Here is a 19,029-nt window from a genome sequence, read left to right as displayed (position 1 = left end):
TTGGGATTGACAACTTAATATATAATAATTTATAGTTATTATGATTTTTATTATGTATGATTCGATGAATGGTCATCGGAGAGGTTCATAGCAGATACCCTCTATAAAAAACTATGGCTTTGATGATTAGAAAATCAACCATATCCAGCTGCGGATATGGTTTTATTTTTTTTCAAAGTTATATGGATGCTATGAGCCTTTCTACATGGGATTACATATAGGGAGGCTTCTTATTATATCTGCTAGAAAAGAAAGTGAGTTAGATGGTGTTTACATACCCGATTAAAAAAGTGTTACGAGAGGAGAAGAGGAATGAAAAACGAAAAAGCTGTTGTCGTATTTAGCGGCGGCCAAGATAGTACAACATGTTTATTTTGGGCGATAAAGCATTTTGCCGAAGTGGAAGCAGTCACGTTCAATTACAACCAAAGACATTCGTCTGAAATCGACTGTGCTAAAAATATTGCTTCTACTCTTGGTATTAAACATCATATTTTAGATATGAGTCTTCTAAATCAATTAGCTCCGAATGCTTTAACAAGGAATGATATAAAAATAGAAGAGGATGAGAGTGGCGGCTTACCTACCACATTTGTACCGGGAAGAAATTTATTATTTCTATCATTTGCAGGTGTCCTTGCTTATCAAATCGGAGCAAAGCATATTATTACAGGTGTGTGTGAAACAGATTTTAGCGGTTATCCAGACTGCAGGGATTCATTCGTCAAATCATTAAATGTCAGCTTAAACCTTTCAATGGATGCATCTTTCGTTATCCACACGCCGCTGATGTGGCTGAATAAAGCAGAAACATGGGAGCTGGCTGATGAGTTAGGCGCCTTCAATTTTATTCGCGAAAAAACATTAACATGCTATAACGGAATGATCGCAGATGGCTGTGGGGAATGCCCTGCTTGCAGACTGAGAAGAAAAGGTCTTGAAGAATATTTAAACAATAGAAAGGATTTGTAGTCATGTATGGTTTTCGGATTGTTGATAAACTGCAGAAAATCGGTGTTGACATTAAGGTTGAACAGCTAAGATATCATAGTAAGCGAGTCCTTGTCAGCAAGGAATTTACCTTTGATGCTGCCCATCATCTCCATCATTATGAAGGAAAATGCAAAAACCTGCACGGTCATACGTATAAAGTCATTTTCGGTATAAGTGGGTTCGTTGACGATAGAGGCATCATGATTGATTTCGGGGATATAAAAGAAATATGGAAATCGGAAATCGAAATTCATTTAGACCACCGCTATTTAAATGAAACACTTCCACCAATGAACACGACAGCTGAAAATATGGTCGTTTGGATTTATGAAAAAATGGCTGCAGCACTTCAAGAAGAAAAAAGACAACAAATCTATTCTGGTGCAAGAGTCGAATTTGTCCGCCTTTATGAAACACCCACCTCCTATGCAGAGGCTAGACGGGAGTGGATGGAGCATGAATAAAATCCCTGTACTGGAAATTTTCGGACCTACAATTCAAGGAGAAGGAATGGTCATAGGTCAAAAAACAATGTTTGTCAGAACCGCAGGCTGTGATTATTCCTGTTCTTGGTGTGATTCATCCTTTACTTGGGATGGAACGGCTAAAGCTGATATTCGGCAAATGAGTGCAAATGAGATTTGGGAAGAATTAAAGGCAATAGGCGGGGAAGGCTTTTCTTTTGTGACCATTTCAGGCGGAAATCCTGCCTTATTAAAAAATATAGATTCTTTAGTTGATATATTGCAGCAAAACCATATCAAGATTGGTTTAGAAACACAGGGCAGCCTTTGGCAGGATTGGTTTAATAAGATTGACGAATTAACGATCTCACCAAAGCCGCCAAGCTCCGGTATGACTACTGACTTTAATGTTTTGGATACCATTCTTAGCAAGCTCGAACTTAACGAAAGGAAGCAAAATAATTCATTAAAGATCGTTGTTTTTGATGATGAAGATTATGAATATGCCAAAACTGTTCACGCTCGCTATCCTGCCGTTCCATTCTTTTTACAGGTTGGCAATGATGATTCCAAGACATCAGATGATGGACAGCTTCTAAACAGACTGCTTCATAGATACGAACAGCTGATTAATAAAGTTATGCTTGATGACAGCTTAAATGATGTAAAAGTACTGCCACAATTGCATACGTTCATTTGGGGAAACAAACGGGCAGTATAATTTTTTAATCATTATTAAAAAGGTGCAGACATTTTTAGTCTGCACCTTTTTTAAACGATATCTTCTGATGAAGGCTTGGCCATTAGTACAGCGCGAGGTTTGCTGCCTTCATATGGACCAACGATTCCACGTGCTTCCATCTCATCGATCAATCTTGCTGCTCTCGTATACCCAATGCGAAATCTGCGCTGCAGCATAGAAACTGAGGCAGTCTGCATATCAAGTACTAAATCAACTGCTTCTCCATATAACTCATCTTCCACTTCTGAGCGATTTGTTGGAATATCGTCAGGTATCATATCTTCCTGATACTGAGCCTTTTGCTGATCAATAACAAACTCAACAACCTCTTCAACTTCTTCATCAGAAAGAAAGGCACCTTGAACGCGAACGGGCTTTGAAGCACCGACAGGGAAAAATAACATATCCCCGCGGCCCAACAGCTTCTCCGCACCTCCCATATCGAGAATCGTCCTTGAATCTGTTGCAGATGAAACAGCAAACGCAATTCTTGAAGGGATATTGGCTTTAATAACTCCTGTTATAACGTCAACGGATGGCCGCTGCGTGGCAATTATAAGGTGAATCCCAGCCGCACGCGCCATTTGAGCAAGTCTTGTAATAGAATCCTCTACGTCCGAGGAAGCAACCATCATTAAATCAGCAAGCTCATCGACAATAACGACAATATACGGCAAGAGCGGCTGCTGTGCCTCTTCTTCAGCATTATGACGTCTGATATGCTCATTATATCCTTCAATATTTCTCGTACCTGTATGGGAGAAAAGATCGTATCTTCGTTCCATTTCGTTTACAACCTTTTGCAGCGCCTGTGAAGCCTTTTTTGGGTTTGTCACAACAGGTGCCAGCAAATGAGGGATTCCGTTATAGACATTTAATTCAACCATTTTCGGATCAACCATCATTAGCTTGACTTCATGCGGCTTTGCTCTCATGAGAATACTTGTTATAATCCCATTGATACAAACACTTTTCCCGCTTCCTGTTGCACCAGCAACAAGCAAATGTGGCATTTTATTCAGTTCGGCTAAAACCGCCTCACCTGTAATATCGCGGCCCAATCCAATCATCAACTTCGCTTCCGGTTTATTATTTTCCTTGGACTCCAGAACTTCACGCAATGAAACCATTGCCACCTCGGTATTGGGCACTTCGATACCAATTGCTGACTTTCCAGGAATCGGTGCTTCCATACGAATATCCTTTGCAGCTAACGCTAAGGCAAGGTCATCTGTTAAACTGACGATTTTACTAACCTTCACCCCGACGTCCGGGTGCACTTCATATTTTGTAACCGCCGGTCCAAGATGAACCTGTGTAACATTCGCTTTTACACCAAAGCTTTGGAAAGTGCGCTCAAGCTTAGCCGCATTTTCTTGAATTAAAGCATACTCTCCACTTTGATCGGTATGTTTAGGACGTTTTAATAAATCGATTGAAGGCAGTTCATAGTCCTCATTTTCGACTTCTGTCACTTCGTTAAATGTAATTGGTGGAGTGTCCTCCTCTATTTCGGATTCGGTCCCTTCAGCTTTTTCTGATTCAGCTTTATCATTTGGCTGGTATGCCCGTTCAGCAAAACTTGAAATAATCGGTTCCGTTCTGACATTTTCCTCCTGCTCCTCGAGAGGAGTATGAATAATTGGATTTGCCGCCTTTTTGTCTTCTGTCTGCTTTCGTTTGTCCTCTTGTTTTACAGCACGTTTTTCTTCCCGCTTTTTTTGCTGTTCTTCTTTCCAATTATACATATCATCTTTGAAAGACAGCCATTGGTTACCCATGAAGCGCCCTAATGAAGTAAACACTTTTCCAACTGCTTCACCGAAGGTTTTTCCAGTTAAAAGGATAAAACCAATTAAAATAAGGACAAAGGAAATAAGCTTTGTTCCAGCTTCATCAAATAAATAATGAAATAGCGCAAATAATACGGCCCCTGCCATACCGCCTCCAAGATCGGCAGTGGTTGCTTCTCCTCGTACTTCCAGCCAATATAATTCCCATGTATTAGCAATTACACTCGGGTTTACAATCTTAGCCCCATTTGAGAGGAGCTGAAACAGCGTAATATGACTTAATAGTAAAAGCGCAGAGATGATAATATAAATACCAATTAATTTTATTGAAAAAAGGAAGGGGCGCTCTCGTTTCCACATTAAGTAGCCGCCATAGATAATCATGCCAACCAGTCCGATCATATACCATTCACCGATGAAAAAACGATAAAATAGTACAACCGTATGTCCGACAGCCCCTAAATTTGCGATTGAAATAATGGATAGGGCAATTAATAAAAGGGCAACTAATTCAAATTGGATGGTTTGTTTGATATGGGTTTTATTTCTTGATTGTCGCCTTTTTCTTTTGGCCATCTTATCACCTTACTGATATTGATTTATTAATGAAGAGAGCAGCCCATTGGCTGCTCTTCAATTTAGTAGTTTTATTATATCATATCAACTTACCGAACACATATGCTCAAATACAAAAATATCCTCTATTGGAAGCCTATCATGATCAATTTGTCAGTTAAGTCATGAGTACTTCTTATTTGAGAGAATCATCCCCGGACAAAATCGATCATCCATATAATGACTTGGGTCACTGCTCATGACCCGTAAGACACGATAATCATGATTTTCATTCATTTCTACCAGTAATGGAATCCCTTCGTAATTAATGACTTTTTGTTGTTCAAACTCTGTTTCTTTTGTTTGATAGATGAGTTCCTGCGGCATTGTTGTGTATAGGATCATTGTACAAGCCTCTCATTCTCATCACTTCTTTGATCAATTAATTCATTTAACTTCTTTAACGCTTGGCCAATTCCACCAACCTCATCAATTAACCCAGAGCTGACCGCATCTATCCCAATGACATTTGTTCCTATGTCCCGCGTTAAGTTACCTGTAGCAAACATGAGGTTTTTAAAATGTTCTTCACTAATATTAGAATGCTTTGTCACAAACCGGATGACACGATCCTGCATTTTATCCATATACTCAAAGGTTTGCGGAACCCCTATCACAAGTCCCGTTAATCGGATTGGGTGAATGGTCATAGTCGCGGTTTCGGCTATAAAACTATAATCACATGAAACAGCTATTGGAACACCAATCGAATGACCGCCGCCAAGCACAATCGATACCGTCGGTTTCGATAACGATGAAAGCATTTCCGAAATAGCCAGTCCCGCTTCGACATCTCCACCTACCGTATTTAAAATAACTAAAAGACCTTCAATTTTAGGATTTTGTTCAATCGCAACAAGCTGCGGAATGATATGCTCATATTTCGTTGTTTTATTTTGCGGCGGCAGCTGAAGATGACCTTCAATTTGACCGATTATCGTAAGACAATGTATTTTTGAATCCTGTGAAAGCTGCGGGACATTGGTTTGTCCAAGCTGTTGAATTTTTTCCATTAATGCGGACGGTTTATCTTCCTTCGGCTGTTCCTGTTCCTCATTTCCGATATCATTTCGGATTAACTCCTTATCCATCTTCTATTCTCCCTTCGAAAGACATGATAAAGATAGTATGAGAATAGGTAGGATTTTTCATGCAAGCATTATTGTTATTTATCAGCTAATTTCGTTTTCTTCACCTTCTAATAATTTTAAGAAATGATATAATACTCGAGCCGTTAATCCCCAAATCACCTTACCGTTATACTGATAAAAATATTCATCCAAATGTCTTAGTGACCATTTATAATTCTCCCCGCCCGGAATTAAGTGAAGTGGAAAATCTTCTTCAGGAATGACCTGATAATAAATTTTGTATACATCCGGTTTTGTTGTCCGAAAAAACGATAGCGGAACGGTAAAAACTTCCCCTACTTCCGACTCATTCGGTTTTATCTGTTCCGGTTTTGTGATTCGGCCAACAAATGGATAGATAATATTACTTGAAGCATTTAATGTAAAATCTAATGGGATAATATCTTCGATAGCGGATTCTTCAATCCCTAACTCTTCTGATGTCTCCCTAATCGCACACTGCAATTGATCAGCATCTGTTTCATCAATTCTTCCCCCTGGGAAGCAAATTTCTCCTGGCTGTCTTCGTAAATTCATTGACCTGACTTCAAATAATATATGCGTTTCATTCTCAATTTCGACAAGAGGAAGAAGCACGGAATATTTCAATAATTCGGCTTTTCCAAGTATAGATGGTTTTCTGTCTCTTAACTTTTCAATCACTTTCGCTATATTCAATTACTACCACCCCAAGACTTAATTTAGTAATAAGTTATGATATCTAGTATAACATTAATTTTTCAAGAAATTTGTCAAAGCAAAGATTGGATGTCATCATTTTTACTTTACAAAAATAAAAATGAGGCTGACCCCAACAGCAATCAGCCTCACAATAGATTCAATGATTAATTAATTTTATTCATTGCTGATTCATGGATGCTATTTTACTTCCATGATAATCGGCAGAATCATTGGTCTTCGTTTTGTTTTTTCATATAAAAATTGGTTTAAACAATCACGCATATCCTGTTTAATCACGGCCCAATCAAATGAATCCCGCAAAATACTTTGATCGACAATCTCACGTACCCGCTTTGACGCCTCATCTAAAAGTTTTTCCGATTCCCTGACATAAACAAAGCCTCTTGAAATGATTTCAGGACCCGAAGAAATTTTCTTTTCTTTTTTGTTTAACGTAACCACAACAATGAGAATCCCATCCTGTGACAATAGTTTGCGATCTCTTAACACGATATTGCCAACATCACCAACACCGCTGCCATCAATCAGAACATTACCTGCAGAAACACGGCCAGCAGGACGGATTCGATCATTTTTTAATTCTATTACTTCGCCCTTTTCAGGAAGGTAAATACGATCATCGGTTAAGCCGCAGTCTTTCGCCACTTTTGCATGAGCCTTTAACATCTTATACTCTCCATGAACGGGAATGAAAAATTTCGGATTCATGATATTAATCATAAACTTCAGTTCTTCTTGACTCGCATGACTAGATGTATGATAGGAGTTTTTACCGGCTAATACAATCGCACCGGCACGGAATAACATATCAACGGTTTTCGAAATGAACAGTTCATTTCCGCGAAGAGCAGATACGGCAAATACAACGGTATCCCCTTTTTGAATATTCACGTTTTTATGGGTTTGCTTAGCCATTTTTTGCAATGCTTCTATCGGTTCTCCTTGGCGGCCCGTTGTTAAAATGACGATCTCATCATCAGGATAATTGGTAATCTCTGAAACAGGAATAATTATTTCATCATGTATCTGTAAATACTCAAGTTTAATGACGATATCAAAAATTCGCTGTAAGCTTTTGCCGACGATAGCTACTTTTCGTCTGCTTTCATATGCAGCATCAAAAATATGCTGAATGCGGTTTAAATCAGAAGCAAAGCAAGCGGCAATAATCCGACCTTTAGCATTATAAAAAGCATCATTCATTTCCCGTGCCACTACCGCTTCAGAAGGGGTATAACCAGGCTTTTCAGCATCTGTACTATCAGACAATAAACATAGTACACCTTTCTCGCCAATCTGAACCATCTTGCCGATTTCAGGCTTGTATAAATCGCTGGCAGATTGGTCAAATTTGAAATCGCCTGTATGTACGATGACTCCATCAGAGGTATGGATACAAATAGCAACCGAATCAGGGATACTATGATTTGTTTTAAAGAATGTGATCACTGCCGAGTCAAATTCAATAATTGAATCTGAAGTTATTTCGATAAACTGAGCTTTATGCTGAAAATCCTGCTCTTTCATTTTCGTTTCAGCAAAAGCAAGCGTTAACTTCGTCCCATATACAGGAACATTAATTTCAGGTAAAAGATAGGATAACGCTCCGATATGATCTTCATGGCCATGAGTTAAAAAGATTCCTTTTACTCTGCTTTCATTCTGCACTAAATAACTATAATCAGGGATGACAATATCAATTCCGAGCATTTCATTTTCAGGAAACATTAATCCTGCATCAATCACAAAAATATCTTCATCGACTTCCACTATATACATATTTTTGCCGATTTCTCCAACTCCCCCAATTGCAATAAGTTTAATACTCTCATTTTCTTTTCTCTTCAAAACAAGCTTCCTCCTATGTTGTATTACGCCGACCGAAATCAGATACCCTCATTATACTTGAAATCGGAAATCCTTTACAACTAAGAAATAAGCATTAACTCCGTGTATCATGGTCAGCATCTAATAAACAACATTCATACATGCACCTAAAGTCACAGACATAGATAAATAAAAAAACCAGCCAATTTTTATATTGACTGGTTTTTTTATTTATTATATTTGTTTTTCAAACAGCAGCTGAGATAATTCGTCCCGTTCTTTTTCCGTTAACGGGACGAGAGGAAGACGGACAGTGCCGACATCCAGTCCTTTTAATTGTAAAGCTGTTTTCACAGGTACAGGATTTGGCGCTTTAAATAACCCTACCATAATTGGAAGCAGCTTTTGATGAAGCTTTGCTGCCCCTTTAATATCACCTTGGAGAAACTTAGAGATCATTTCCTGCATCTCATTTCCGATTACATGTGATGCAACAGAAATCACCCCATCTCCCCCAATTGCTAACACCGGTAGTGTCACACCATCATCTCCAGTAAAAAGCTGAAAGTCATCACTTGTATTTGCAATAATGGTAGTCATATTATTTAAATTGCCGCTTGCTTCTTTGACAGCAACAATATTACTAATCTTGGAGAGTCGGATGATCGTTTCCGGTTCAATATTAACCGCTGACCTGCCTGGAATATTATATAACAAGATAGGCAATGAAGTACATTCTGCAACAGACTTAAAGTGTTGGTACAAGCCCTCTTGATTTGGTTTATTATAATAAGGTGCAACAAGCATGATCCCGTCAACACCAATTTTTTCTGCCTTCTTCGTCATCTCGATTGACTCGTAGGTGTTGTAATTGCCTGTGCCGGCAATAACAGATACCCTTTTATCAACTACTTTGACAACATGTTCAAACAAAGCTAATTTTTCTTCTTTAGATAATGTGGGTGATTCTCCAGTTGTTCCAGATACAACAAGTGATTCAGTACCATTGGAAATTAAATAATTAATTAGTTGAGTTGTTTTCGGAAAATCAATATGTCCTTTACTATCAAACGGTGTTACCATTGCCGTAGCTACTCGACCAAAGCGTACCATACAACCACTCCTTCCAAATTAGCCATAAGGAGCAGACCTTACCGGCTAATTTTCTTTATCCAACTCAAACGTATTATGCAGGGCATTGACAGCTGTAGTTAAATCAGCCTCTTTAATAAGCACCCAGATAGTCGTATGACTATCTGCTGACTGCAGAATACGAATACCGTTCTCAGACAAAGCACCAACAATTTTCGAGGTAACACCAGGGACTCCTGCCATACCTGCCCCGACAACAGACACTTTTGCACAATCCCGTTCAACAGCCGGCTCATGACCAAGCGAATGGAGAACAGAGATTGCCTTGTCTGTCATTTCCTCTGTTACCGTATAGACCACTTGATTTGGAGAGATATTGATGAAATCAACACTGATCTTTTCATTGGCCATCGCTTTAAACACTTCTGCCTGAAGATCATATTGATCCTTTTTAGCAAATACTTTCAGTTGCGTAACACCAGATACATGTGCGATCCCCGTCACCATGCGGTCTTTTATCATATTCTCACGAGACATTGATGTGACCAATGTACCTGGATTATCTGAATAAGTGGAGCGAATCCGAATCGGTACTTTCGTTTGCATCGCAATCTCAACCGCCCGCGGGTGAATGACTTTCGCACCTTGATAAGCCATATTACACACTTCTGTGTATGTGATAACTTGGAGTGGCCGCGCATTTTCAGCAATACGCGGATCAGCAGTCATGATTCCTTCTACATCAGTAAATATATCGATAAACTCTGCATCTAGAGCCACACCAAGTGCTGCTGCAGATGTGTCACTTCCGCCTCTTCCAATCGTTGTGACATCACCATTTTTTGCCTGCCCCTGAAAACCAGCGACTACCACCACATCATGTGTTTTAAAAGCCCACATGACTCTTTCACATCTCATGTCAGTGATCTTGGCATTCATATGGTCATCATTTGTCCGAAATCCTGCCTGAGCACCAGTTAAAGCTGTTGCCTTAATGCCTTCTTGCAATAACATATTGGTAAAAACAACACTCGAAATAATTTCACCGCATGACAGTAATAGATCTGTTTCACGATTACTAATAAGACTTTTTGAACCATTTACGAGTGACAGCAGTGTATCTGTTGCATACGGGTCACCTTTTCGCCCCATAGCCGATACGACAACTGCTACTTTATAGCCCTCTTTTAGTGCAGATTGAATATGTTTTTTTGCATGCTGGCGACCTTTATCGTCACGGACGGAGGTTCCGCCAAATTTTTGGACGATTATTTTCATCGTAACACCTCTAAAATTCATTTAATGACATGGACTTTTCATGATTTTTTGTTCCTCTAGATGCTGTCTCCATTCATTTGTGATAGCTATTGCTACGATTATAACCAGTTCGACCGAGACATACATATATTAGAAAAATAGATTGATAAAACTCTTATTATTTAACTAAACCAAGTCTAATTAGGCTTTCTGCAATTTGAACTGAATTCCAAGCAGCACCTTTTAATAAATTGTCAGATACTACCCAAAGGTGGAAGCCTTTTTCATCATGTAAATCTTTACGGATACGACCAACAAAAACATCATTTTTTCCAACACAATCAGCCGGCATTGGATAGATTTGGTTTTCTGGATCGTCTTGCAGCACTACTCCTGGAGCATCTTTCAACAGCTCCTTCAAATCAGCAGCTGTTATCCCTTCAGTATCCACTTCAATAAATACGGATTCTGAGTGACCGACTGCCACTGGAAGACGCACGCATGTTGCCGCGACACTTAATTCAGGTTTGTGCATGATCTTTTTCGTTTCATTTATCATTTTCATTTCTTCATAAGTAAAACCATTTTCTTGGAATAAATCAATTTGGGGAATCGCATTAAAAGCAATTTGATAGTGCTTTTTGTCACCTTTAACCGGAAGAATTTTCGGTTCAAATTCTTCATTGTTAACAATTGCTTTTGTTTGCTCATTTAGTTCCTGGACTGCAACCGTACCAGAGCCTGAAACAGCCTGGTAAGTAGAAACGATCACTTTATTAAGACCGTACCTTTGTCTGATTGGTTCAAGTGCTACAACCATTTGAATGGTTGAACAGTTTGGATTGGCAATAATTCCATTATGGTTTAATAAGTCATTTTCATTCACTTCAGGTACAACAAGCGGTACGTTTTCATCCATACGGTACGCACTTGTGTTATCAACAACGATTGCTCCGCGTTTTACGGCTTCTGGTGCTAATTCCTTTGACACGCTTCCCCCAGCACTGAATAAAGCAATATCCACACCTTCAAAACTTTCAGGTTTCGCTTCTTGAACCGTATATTCAGCTCCATTCACTTGTACTTTTGTACCAGCAGAACGAGCGGATGATAACAAAGTTAACTGTGAAATTGGAAACTGTCTATCTTCCAGTGTTTTAATCATTTGCTGACCTACTGCTCCTGTTGCTCCAACAACTGCTACGTGGAATCCTTTTTTCTGTTCCATTTTTTGCTCCCCTTCCAATTCTGTAAAAATTACGACTATTTTATTAGTACTAGAACGTCACTTTATTATATGAGGAATATTTCAATAGGATAAAGCCAAACATAAAAAGACGACGCTTAGAGTACAGCTATACTTAATTATATAGCGAATTGAAGCTACACTCTACTCAATTTCTCAAAAAAGAACGTAAATGCCTGATAGTCACTATGACCGAATGGCGTTACAGCCTCATACAAAGAAGGCGAGGTAACATTGACCTGTCGCCATCTTTCTACTATAATAACACTTATTTTAACATAATCAATCAGAAAACAAGTATTCTTTTATATGAAAAACTAATTTACGTCTTTATATTTTTCTACAATGACGGGTTGAATTTGTTTTCCACTCAACGCTGCTTCAACTGTATCACTTAACATCGTCATTCGTGCAACCATTGAATTCGGTTTTTTGACTGGATCATCTTGGCCATAAGGAATAAAATAGATATTTTTAGTAGCCATAAGTCTCATTAAATTTACACCATTTAACCCCAATGCATCATTTGTTGAAATTCCTAACACAACAGGTTTTTGATTCCTTAGTGTTGCTTTTGCAGCCATTAAAACAGGAGAATCTGTCAATGCGTTTGCAAATTTACTCATTGAGTTACCAGTCAATGGGGCAATAACCATACAATCGAGGGGAATTTTCGGACCTAACGGTTCTGCCTTTACAATAGAATCGATAACCTTATTCCCTGTTAATTCCTCTATTCTAGTAACCCAGTCTTCTCCCTTACCAAACCGAGTCTCTGTAGTCTTAACTGTAAATGTCACGACAGGCAGTACTTCAGCACCTGCGTTGACTAACTTCTCAATTTCTGGGAATACAGCATCATATGTGCAATGAGATCCTGTTAATCCAAAGCCAATTCGTTTTCCATTTAAACTCATGATTTTGTCTCCTTTCGCTTATCATTAAGATCCTGAAGTAAATTAGAAAGGACGCCTGCTAAAATATTGCCCGCAGTTCTTGGGGCAACAATCCCCGGAAGACTAGGTGCTAATAGAGCTTTTATCCCTCTTTTTTCGGCATATCGAAAATCTGTTCCGCCAGGTTTAGAAGCAAGATCGATGATGAGTGTATGCACCGGCATTTTCGAAATAACATTAGCACTTACGATCTGATGCGGAATGGTATTAATTAAAATATCTGTATCTTTAACCCATTGGGTAATTTCATCTAAATGGAACGGAGTTAATCCCATTTCAGTAATTCTGGCAATATGCTCTGATTTACGCGCTCCAACTTTTACCTTTGCTCCGAGTAAATGAAACGTTCTGGCAACGCTCATCCCGACTCTGCCTAACCCGAGGACAGTGACATATGATCCATGGATGGTAAAATCGGTGTGCTGAATAGCCATCATAATCGTTCCTTCCACTGTCGGGATGGAATTATAGATGGCAACATCATCTCTTTGAAACAATTGTACGAGTGTCCTGTCAGCACTATCAGTAATACCCGTTAAATAGGAATTTGTAATTCCGGAAAAAACAACGCAATGCGGCGGTGTTTTCTTTAACATCTCCTCCTGGAGAATGACTTTTTCATTTGAAAATATTGTATCAACGTTACCCTCAAGGCTCGTGCCAGCTACCGGCAGGATAATGCTATCTAATTGTGAGAAATCAAGGTCCGCTATCTTTTCCTTTGTTGCTCCTGAAAAAGCATGATCCAGCTGTTCAAAGCCTATTAAAGAAAGCTTTGCATCCAGTTCTGTTAATTTTCGGATGATTTCGAGCTGTCTCGCATCACCGCCAATAATAGCAATTTTCATATCTGTCAGCATGAAAGATTCACCTTCTTTTTTAGGGCTTTAGTTACACAAGTCCATTTAACTATTCTCATGTATAAAAGAGCTTGATTCTTTTCATGAAGCCCATTTTTTGGATTCATCCACCTAATCCCTTCACATAGCCACTTGCCATTCAACAAGATGCCTGATGAAGAACTACTTCAACATCATATGTTACATTTACCTAATCGGTGACGCTAGTGGCGTTTTGTCTAAGTCAATTAAACCTGGATCTTTTTTTGCACTAGGCATTAATCTATTTAATTAAAAAAAGGAAAAAAAGGTGACTCATTAGAGCCACCTTTTTTTCCTTTTTTATTTTTCCATATCAATAATCAGCATGTCATTACCAATTTTCTTTATTTGCTCCCATTCAACACGAATCTCTCCACCGTGTTTTTTCATGCCAAACCATTTTAAAGTAGGAATGAGCAATGCTTCGATTTGTCCGCTTTTCTCATTAATTTCTAAATCTGTCTGTCCAAGGACACCTAAACGTTCAGCACGATTGACATCAACAATTTCTTTCCCACTTAATTCACTTAATCTCAAACTTCTCTCCCCCCATCTTTAACAGTTGACCTCCCTATATTCATACTAGCAGTTAGGTCCGTTTAGACTTCGTTATTCAGATAAGAGGAAACTCAAGGAGAGTTGTCATATTTATTAAATTCATCCTATTATATCCCTTTTGGCAGCTCACCATTAGGACTTATTAATGAAACGGAAAATTGATCGGTAAACACTTTATTAGCCATTTTATCAACATCTTCCTTTGTAACCGAATCAATTTGTTCTACAATCTCATCTAGTGAACGGTGCAGTCCAAGCAGCAGTTCATTTTTACCGTTGCGGCTCATGCGGCTGTTTGTACTTTCTAGACTCAGCATCAAACTCCCTTTTAACTGCTCTTTACTATTTGTTAATTCCTTTTCCGTAATGCCGTCTCTTTTTAAAACTGCAAGAGTTTCTTGAATCGTTTCAAATAAGAGGTCAAGCTGCTTGGCGCCGGTACCTCCGTAAATAGTTACAATCCCTGTATCTTCAAATGCAGAATGATAAGAGAAAACAGAATAGGCAAGCCCTCTTTGCTCCCTCACATCTTGGAATAAACGGCTGCTCATGCTGCCGCCTAAAATATTATTGAGCGATATGAGACTATAGATGTCGTCATGTCCAACTTGTAGGCCTTCAAACCCAAGACAAAGATGGGCCTGCTCTGTTTCCTTTTTTCGAGCAACACGGTTTGTATGAAAAACAGGTACAGCAGACTCCTGCTCGCGTTTCCCGCCTTTATAGGATCCAAATAATGCCTCCACTTCCTTAATGAATGATTCAGAAATATTTCCTGCAACACTTATCACAACATGTTCAGGTGTATACATGTTATGTACATATTCCTTTAACGTTTCACTGGTAAAAGTGGATAAAGTTTCTTCTGTCCCTAATATTGGATAGCCTAATGAATGATCCTCGTAGATGGCCTTACTTAACAGGTCATGAACAATGTCATCAGGTGTGTCTTCATACATTTTTATTTCCTCATAAACCACATTTTTCTCTTTAACTAATTCCTCTTCCACAAAAGTCGAATTAAAAAACATATCTGCTAATACTTCTAAGGCAAATTGGGCGTGGTTATCAAGCACTTTTGCATAATAGCAAGTATATTCCTTCGATGTAAAAGCGTTTACTTGCCCGCCGATACTATCAAAGGACTCGGCAATCTCCCGTGATGTTCTTGTTTTTGTCCCTTTAAAGAACATATGCTCCAGAAAGTGTGAAATCCCATTATTATCAGGAGTCTCATTTCGTGAGCCTGTACCAATCCAAACTCCGATTGCTACAGAACGAACTGTTGGAATATTTTCTAAAACCACTCTAACACCATTTTGACATGTATATTTCTTTATCAAATAAATTCCTCCTGTTCTAAACCTCAGTTGCTTGATTCAATCAAATTTAATTTTTCTATGCCAAGTAAGTATATACTAATAACTTTATTTTTTCCAAAATCTTGACTTTTAGGCAAAATAACTCAATTCTTATCATTGTCTTTTATTTTTTCTCTTGGAAGGGTTTTCGGCAGCCTTTCTTCTTGAAATAATTCGGAAATTGTATTTATTTGCAAATTCTTTTCTTTTATGGATGTAATTAATCGGTCTAACGATTGGGCTGTTGACGAAGTAGGATGCATGAGAATGATGGCTCCATTATGTACCTTGCTCATCACGCGATTAACTAATACATCGGGAGAGGGTTTTTGCCAATCAATTGTATCGACGCTCCACATAATTGTTCCCATCTTCTCTTCAGCAGCAATCGTAACGACTTCATCACGATAGCTGCCACTTGGAGGTGCGAACCAAACGGGGCTTATGCCTGTTGTTGCTTTGATCACTTCGTTCGTTTTCGTTATTTCTTGACGAATTTTCGCTGCAGAACTCATTTTCAGATCTGGATGGGTAAACGAGTGATTCCCTACCTCATGCCCTGCATCAGTAATCATTTTAGCCAATTCGGGGTTTTTTTGAACCCATCTGCCTTCAAGAAAAAATGTAGCGGTTACATGGTGTTTCTTCAATGTGGCTAACATGTCCGATAAATATTCATTTCCCCAGGCAACATTTATGATAAAGCTGACCATTGGTTTATCCGGATGCCCCTTATAAATCGGAGCAGGTGGAAGCTCTTTTAGATGAACATTGGGCTTTATTTGTTTCAATATGAGTTTATCTTCATCGAATTCTCCGTTTTCCCTCATTCTTTTGTAAGAAGCTTCAGTATCGACTTCCAAGCCATTATATCCAGGTATCGCTTTCCAAATGGGATCGATTTTTGCATCTTGAGCGGGTACCCTGTATTTCTCACTTTCTGAGACAATTTCTTGATAAAGAGCATCCTTTGGTTTACTGACAGCAAGGAGATCGCCTTTTTGATTACTTATAAATTGACTTGTATAAGGATTACTCACCAACATAAATGCCATCACAAAAATAAATCCAAAAACAAACATTTTTTTCATTCATCCTGCCTCCTCCATATAAAATATGAAAAAGCGGGACAAGGTAGAACGAAAAAGAAAAGCGGAAGCGTCTTATGACTCGAGGGGCTGGCTGCTTCCGCTAGACAAAAAGAAACAGTCAGGGTGGGCCTGACTGTTTTTGTAAGTATCTTTCTATCTTTTTTTATTTTTGAGCACTTTCCTCATGTTCTCTTTGTTCCTTTAAGACAGCCTTACGAGATAAATTTACCCGGCCCTGTTTGTCAATTTCAAGGACTTTGACAAGCATCTCATCCCCAATTTTGACGACGTCTTCGACTTTTCCAACGCGTTCTTCTGCTAATTCAGAAATGTGAACGAGACCATCCTTACCGTGGAATATTTCAACAAACGCACCGAATTTTTCAATTCTCTTTACTTTACCAAGATACAACTGCCCAGGTACAACTTCACGAACAATATCCTCGATAATATGTTTAGCTTTTTGGTTCATTTCCTCATCCACTGAAGAGATGAAGACCGTTCCATCCTGCTCAATATCAATTTTAACGCCCGTTTCTTCGATAATCTTGTTAATTTGTTTGCCGCTTGGTCCAATAACATCACGAATTTTATCAGGGTTGATCGTCATCGTTAAGATTTTCGGAGCAAACTTTGACAATTGGCCTCTTGGTTTATCAATCGTTGCAAGCATGGATTCTAAAATTTGCATCCGGCCTTTTTTCGCCTGCTGCAATGCCTCTTCTAAAATTTCTCGAGACAATCCTTCAATTTTTATATCCATTTGTAATGCCGTTACACCTTTAGCAGTTCCTGCAACTTTGAAGTCCATGTCTCCAAGGTGGTCTTCCATCCCTTGAATATCAGTCAGAATCGTATAATATTCACCTGATTTTACGAGCCCCATGGCAATTCCTGCTACCGGAGCTTTAATTGGCACCCCTGCATCCATCATTGCAAGTGTGCTGGCGCAAATACTTGCCTGCGAAGTGGAACCGTTAGATTCCAATACTTCAGAAACCAGACGTATTGTATATGGAAATTCCTTTTCATCTGGGACTACAGCTACTAACGCTCTTTCCCCTAATGCACCATGTCCAATTTCACGGCGTCCTGGACCACGCATTGGTCCTGTTTCACCAACACTGAAATTAGGGAAGTTATAATGGTGCATAAATCTTTTTTCTTCTTCAAGTCCTAAACCATCTAAAATTTGCACATCGCCTAAAGCACCTAGTGTACAAATGCTTAACGCCTGCGTTTGTCCGCGTGTAAACAAGCCGGATCCATGTGTGCGAGGTAAAATGTTTACTTCAGAAGATAACGGACGAATTTCATCAATACCGCGGCCATCAGGTCGTACTTTTTCTTCTGTAATAAGGCGGCGAACTTCACCTTTAACCAATTTATCTAATATTTGTTTAACTTGTTTTAAAGTATCTTCATCTGCTTCTTTTGCTTCATATTGAGCTAATACTTGATCTTTTACATCTTTAATCGCTTCTTCACGGGCATGTTTCTCTTGAACTTGAATCGCTTGAATCATGTCTGCTTCACAAATCACACGCACTTCCGCTTCCAACACAGAATCAAGTTCAAACAGAACAACTTCCAGTTTTTCCTTCCCAATTTCAGCGACAATACTTTCTTGGAAGGCAATTAACCGCTTGATTTCTTCATGACCGAACATAATGGCTTCGAGCATGATTTCTTCCGGTACTTCATCTGCTCCTGCCTCAACCATATTAATGGCATCCTTTGTTCCTGCGACCACTAAATGAATATCACTTTTTTCTGCTTGCTCCACAGTTGGATTGATGATAAAGTGATTATCAATTCTTCCAACTGTTACACCTGCAATCGGGCCTTCAAATGGAATATCAGAAACGCTAAGTGCAAGTGAAGATCCAAACATGGCAGCCATTTCAGTTGAACAATCCTGGTCCACACTCATAACCATGCTGACGACCTGAACTTCATTTCTAAAGCCATCAGCAAATAAAGGTCGAATTGGTCGATCGATTAACCGGCTGGCCAGAATAGCCCGTTCACTTGGACGTCCCTCCCTTTTGATGAAGCCTCCTGGTATTTTACCAACTGCATACAAACGTTCCTCATAATTCACAGTCAGCGGGAAGAAATCAACATTTTTTGCCTCTTTTGAAGCGGTTGCAGTGCTTAACACGGCTGAATCTCCATAACGAACTAATACAGCACCATTAGCCTGTTTTGCTAACTGTCCGATTTCTACAGTCAATTTTCGGCCAGCCCAATCTATTGAATAAATATGCTTCTCTTGTCCCATTTAATTATTACTCCTCTCTACCTGTAATACATTAGAG

General features: G+C 39.0%; 17 protein-coding genes. 3 read left to right on the top strand and 14 right to left on the bottom strand.

What is annotated here, in order from left to right; genetic code table 11:
• Nucleotides 1-312: 312 nt before the first annotated feature.
• The 3 genes from queC to queE are packed head-to-tail and all read left to right on the top strand — an operon-like array spanning nucleotide 313 to nucleotide 2,178.
• Nucleotides 313-972 (top strand): 7-cyano-7-deazaguanine synthase QueC, encoded by a 660-nt coding sequence (gene queC, locus R4Z09_RS09645; RefSeq protein ID WP_338452109.1) that lies wholly within the window; start codon nucleotides 313-315, stop codon nucleotides 970-972.
• 2 nt (nucleotides 973-974) lie between these two features.
• Complete coding sequence (queD, locus tag R4Z09_RS09640; protein WP_338452108.1) at nucleotides 975-1,457, top strand: 6-carboxytetrahydropterin synthase QueD; 483 nt, start codon at nucleotides 975-977, stop codon at nucleotides 1,455-1,457.
• A complete protein-coding gene (gene queE / locus R4Z09_RS09635) occupies nucleotides 1,450-2,178 on the top strand; it encodes a 7-carboxy-7-deazaguanine synthase QueE (RefSeq protein WP_338452107.1) in 729 nt (242 codons plus the stop codon). Before queD ends, queE begins: the two co-directional genes overlap by 8 nt.
• Nucleotides 2,179-2,228: 50 nt before the next feature.
• Here the strand turns inward: queE and R4Z09_RS09630 are convergent, their stop codons facing one another.
• The 14 genes from R4Z09_RS09630 to pnp form a co-directional block, all read right to left on the bottom strand.
• Complete coding sequence (locus tag R4Z09_RS09630) at nucleotides 2,229-4,568, bottom strand: DNA translocase FtsK (RefSeq protein WP_338452106.1); 2,340 nt, start codon at nucleotides 4,566-4,568, stop codon at nucleotides 2,229-2,231.
• A gap of 162 nt (nucleotides 4,569-4,730) precedes the next feature.
• Nucleotides 4,731-4,952, bottom strand: a complete 222-nt coding sequence (locus tag R4Z09_RS09625) for a YlzJ-like family protein (RefSeq protein ID WP_338452105.1) — start codon at nucleotides 4,950-4,952, stop codon at nucleotides 4,731-4,733.
• On the bottom strand, nucleotides 4,949-5,698 hold the full coding sequence (locus R4Z09_RS09620) for a ClpP family protease (protein WP_338452104.1): 750 nt from the start codon (nucleotides 5,696-5,698) through the stop codon (nucleotides 4,949-4,951). The genes R4Z09_RS09625 and R4Z09_RS09620 overlap by 4 nt, the downstream gene beginning before the upstream one ends.
• An 81-nt stretch (nucleotides 5,699-5,779) precedes the next feature.
• Nucleotides 5,780-6,415 carry a CoA pyrophosphatase gene (locus tag R4Z09_RS09615; RefSeq protein WP_338452103.1) on the bottom strand — a complete coding sequence of 212 codons (636 nt, stop codon included), beginning with the start codon at nucleotides 6,413-6,415 and terminating at the stop codon, nucleotides 5,780-5,782.
• Nucleotides 6,416-6,616: 201 nt separating this feature from the next.
• Complete coding sequence (locus R4Z09_RS09610; protein WP_338452102.1) at nucleotides 6,617-8,287, bottom strand: ribonuclease J; 1,671 nt, start codon at nucleotides 8,285-8,287, stop codon at nucleotides 6,617-6,619.
• A 213-nt stretch (nucleotides 8,288-8,500) separates the two neighbouring features.
• On the bottom strand, nucleotides 8,501-9,379 hold the full coding sequence (gene dapA, locus R4Z09_RS09605; RefSeq protein WP_338452101.1) for a 4-hydroxy-tetrahydrodipicolinate synthase: 879 nt from the start codon (nucleotides 9,377-9,379) through the stop codon (nucleotides 8,501-8,503).
• Nucleotides 9,380-9,424: 45 nt separating this feature from the next.
• Nucleotides 9,425-10,636, bottom strand: coding sequence for an aspartate kinase (dapG, locus tag R4Z09_RS09600; protein WP_338452100.1), 1,212 nt, complete (start codon nucleotides 10,634-10,636; stop codon nucleotides 9,425-9,427).
• 157 nt (nucleotides 10,637-10,793) lie between these two features.
• Complete coding sequence (asd, locus tag R4Z09_RS09595) at nucleotides 10,794-11,843, bottom strand: aspartate-semialdehyde dehydrogenase (RefSeq protein ID WP_338452099.1); 1,050 nt, start codon at nucleotides 11,841-11,843, stop codon at nucleotides 10,794-10,796.
• 335 nt (nucleotides 11,844-12,178) lie between these two features.
• On the bottom strand, nucleotides 12,179-12,778 hold the full coding sequence (gene dpaB / locus R4Z09_RS09590) for a dipicolinate synthase subunit B (RefSeq protein WP_338452098.1): 600 nt from the start codon (nucleotides 12,776-12,778) through the stop codon (nucleotides 12,179-12,181).
• Nucleotides 12,775-13,677, bottom strand: coding sequence for a dipicolinic acid synthetase subunit A (gene dpaA, locus R4Z09_RS09585; RefSeq protein ID WP_338452097.1), 903 nt, complete (start codon nucleotides 13,675-13,677; stop codon nucleotides 12,775-12,777). The genes dpaB and dpaA overlap by 4 nt, the downstream gene beginning before the upstream one ends.
• Nucleotides 13,678-13,998: 321 nt before the next feature.
• Nucleotides 13,999-14,235, bottom strand: a complete 237-nt coding sequence (locus R4Z09_RS09580; protein ID WP_338452096.1) for a YlmC/YmxH family sporulation protein — start codon at nucleotides 14,233-14,235, stop codon at nucleotides 13,999-14,001.
• Between the two features lie 128 nt (nucleotides 14,236-14,363).
• Nucleotides 14,364-15,599 (bottom strand): pitrilysin family protein, encoded by a 1,236-nt coding sequence (locus R4Z09_RS09575; protein ID WP_338452095.1) that lies wholly within the window; start codon nucleotides 15,597-15,599, stop codon nucleotides 14,364-14,366.
• Between the two features lie 122 nt (nucleotides 15,600-15,721).
• The gene (locus R4Z09_RS09570) at nucleotides 15,722-16,708 is read right to left on the bottom strand and encodes a polysaccharide deacetylase family protein (RefSeq protein ID WP_338452094.1); all 987 of its coding nucleotides are present in this window, start codon (nucleotides 16,706-16,708) and stop codon (nucleotides 15,722-15,724) included.
• A gap of 163 nt (nucleotides 16,709-16,871) precedes the next feature.
• Complete coding sequence (gene pnp, locus R4Z09_RS09565; protein ID WP_338452093.1) at nucleotides 16,872-18,992, bottom strand: polyribonucleotide nucleotidyltransferase; 2,121 nt, start codon at nucleotides 18,990-18,992, stop codon at nucleotides 16,872-16,874.
• Nucleotides 18,993-19,029: the final 37 nt, after the last annotated feature.

This window comes from Niallia oryzisoli (assembly GCF_036670025.1).
Classification (GTDB): domain Bacteria; phylum Bacillota; class Bacilli; order Bacillales; family Cytobacillaceae; genus Bacillus_BD; species Bacillus_BD oryzisoli.
Note: the sequence above shows the minus strand (reverse complement) of the source record. Positions and strands in the feature narration are given on the sequence as shown.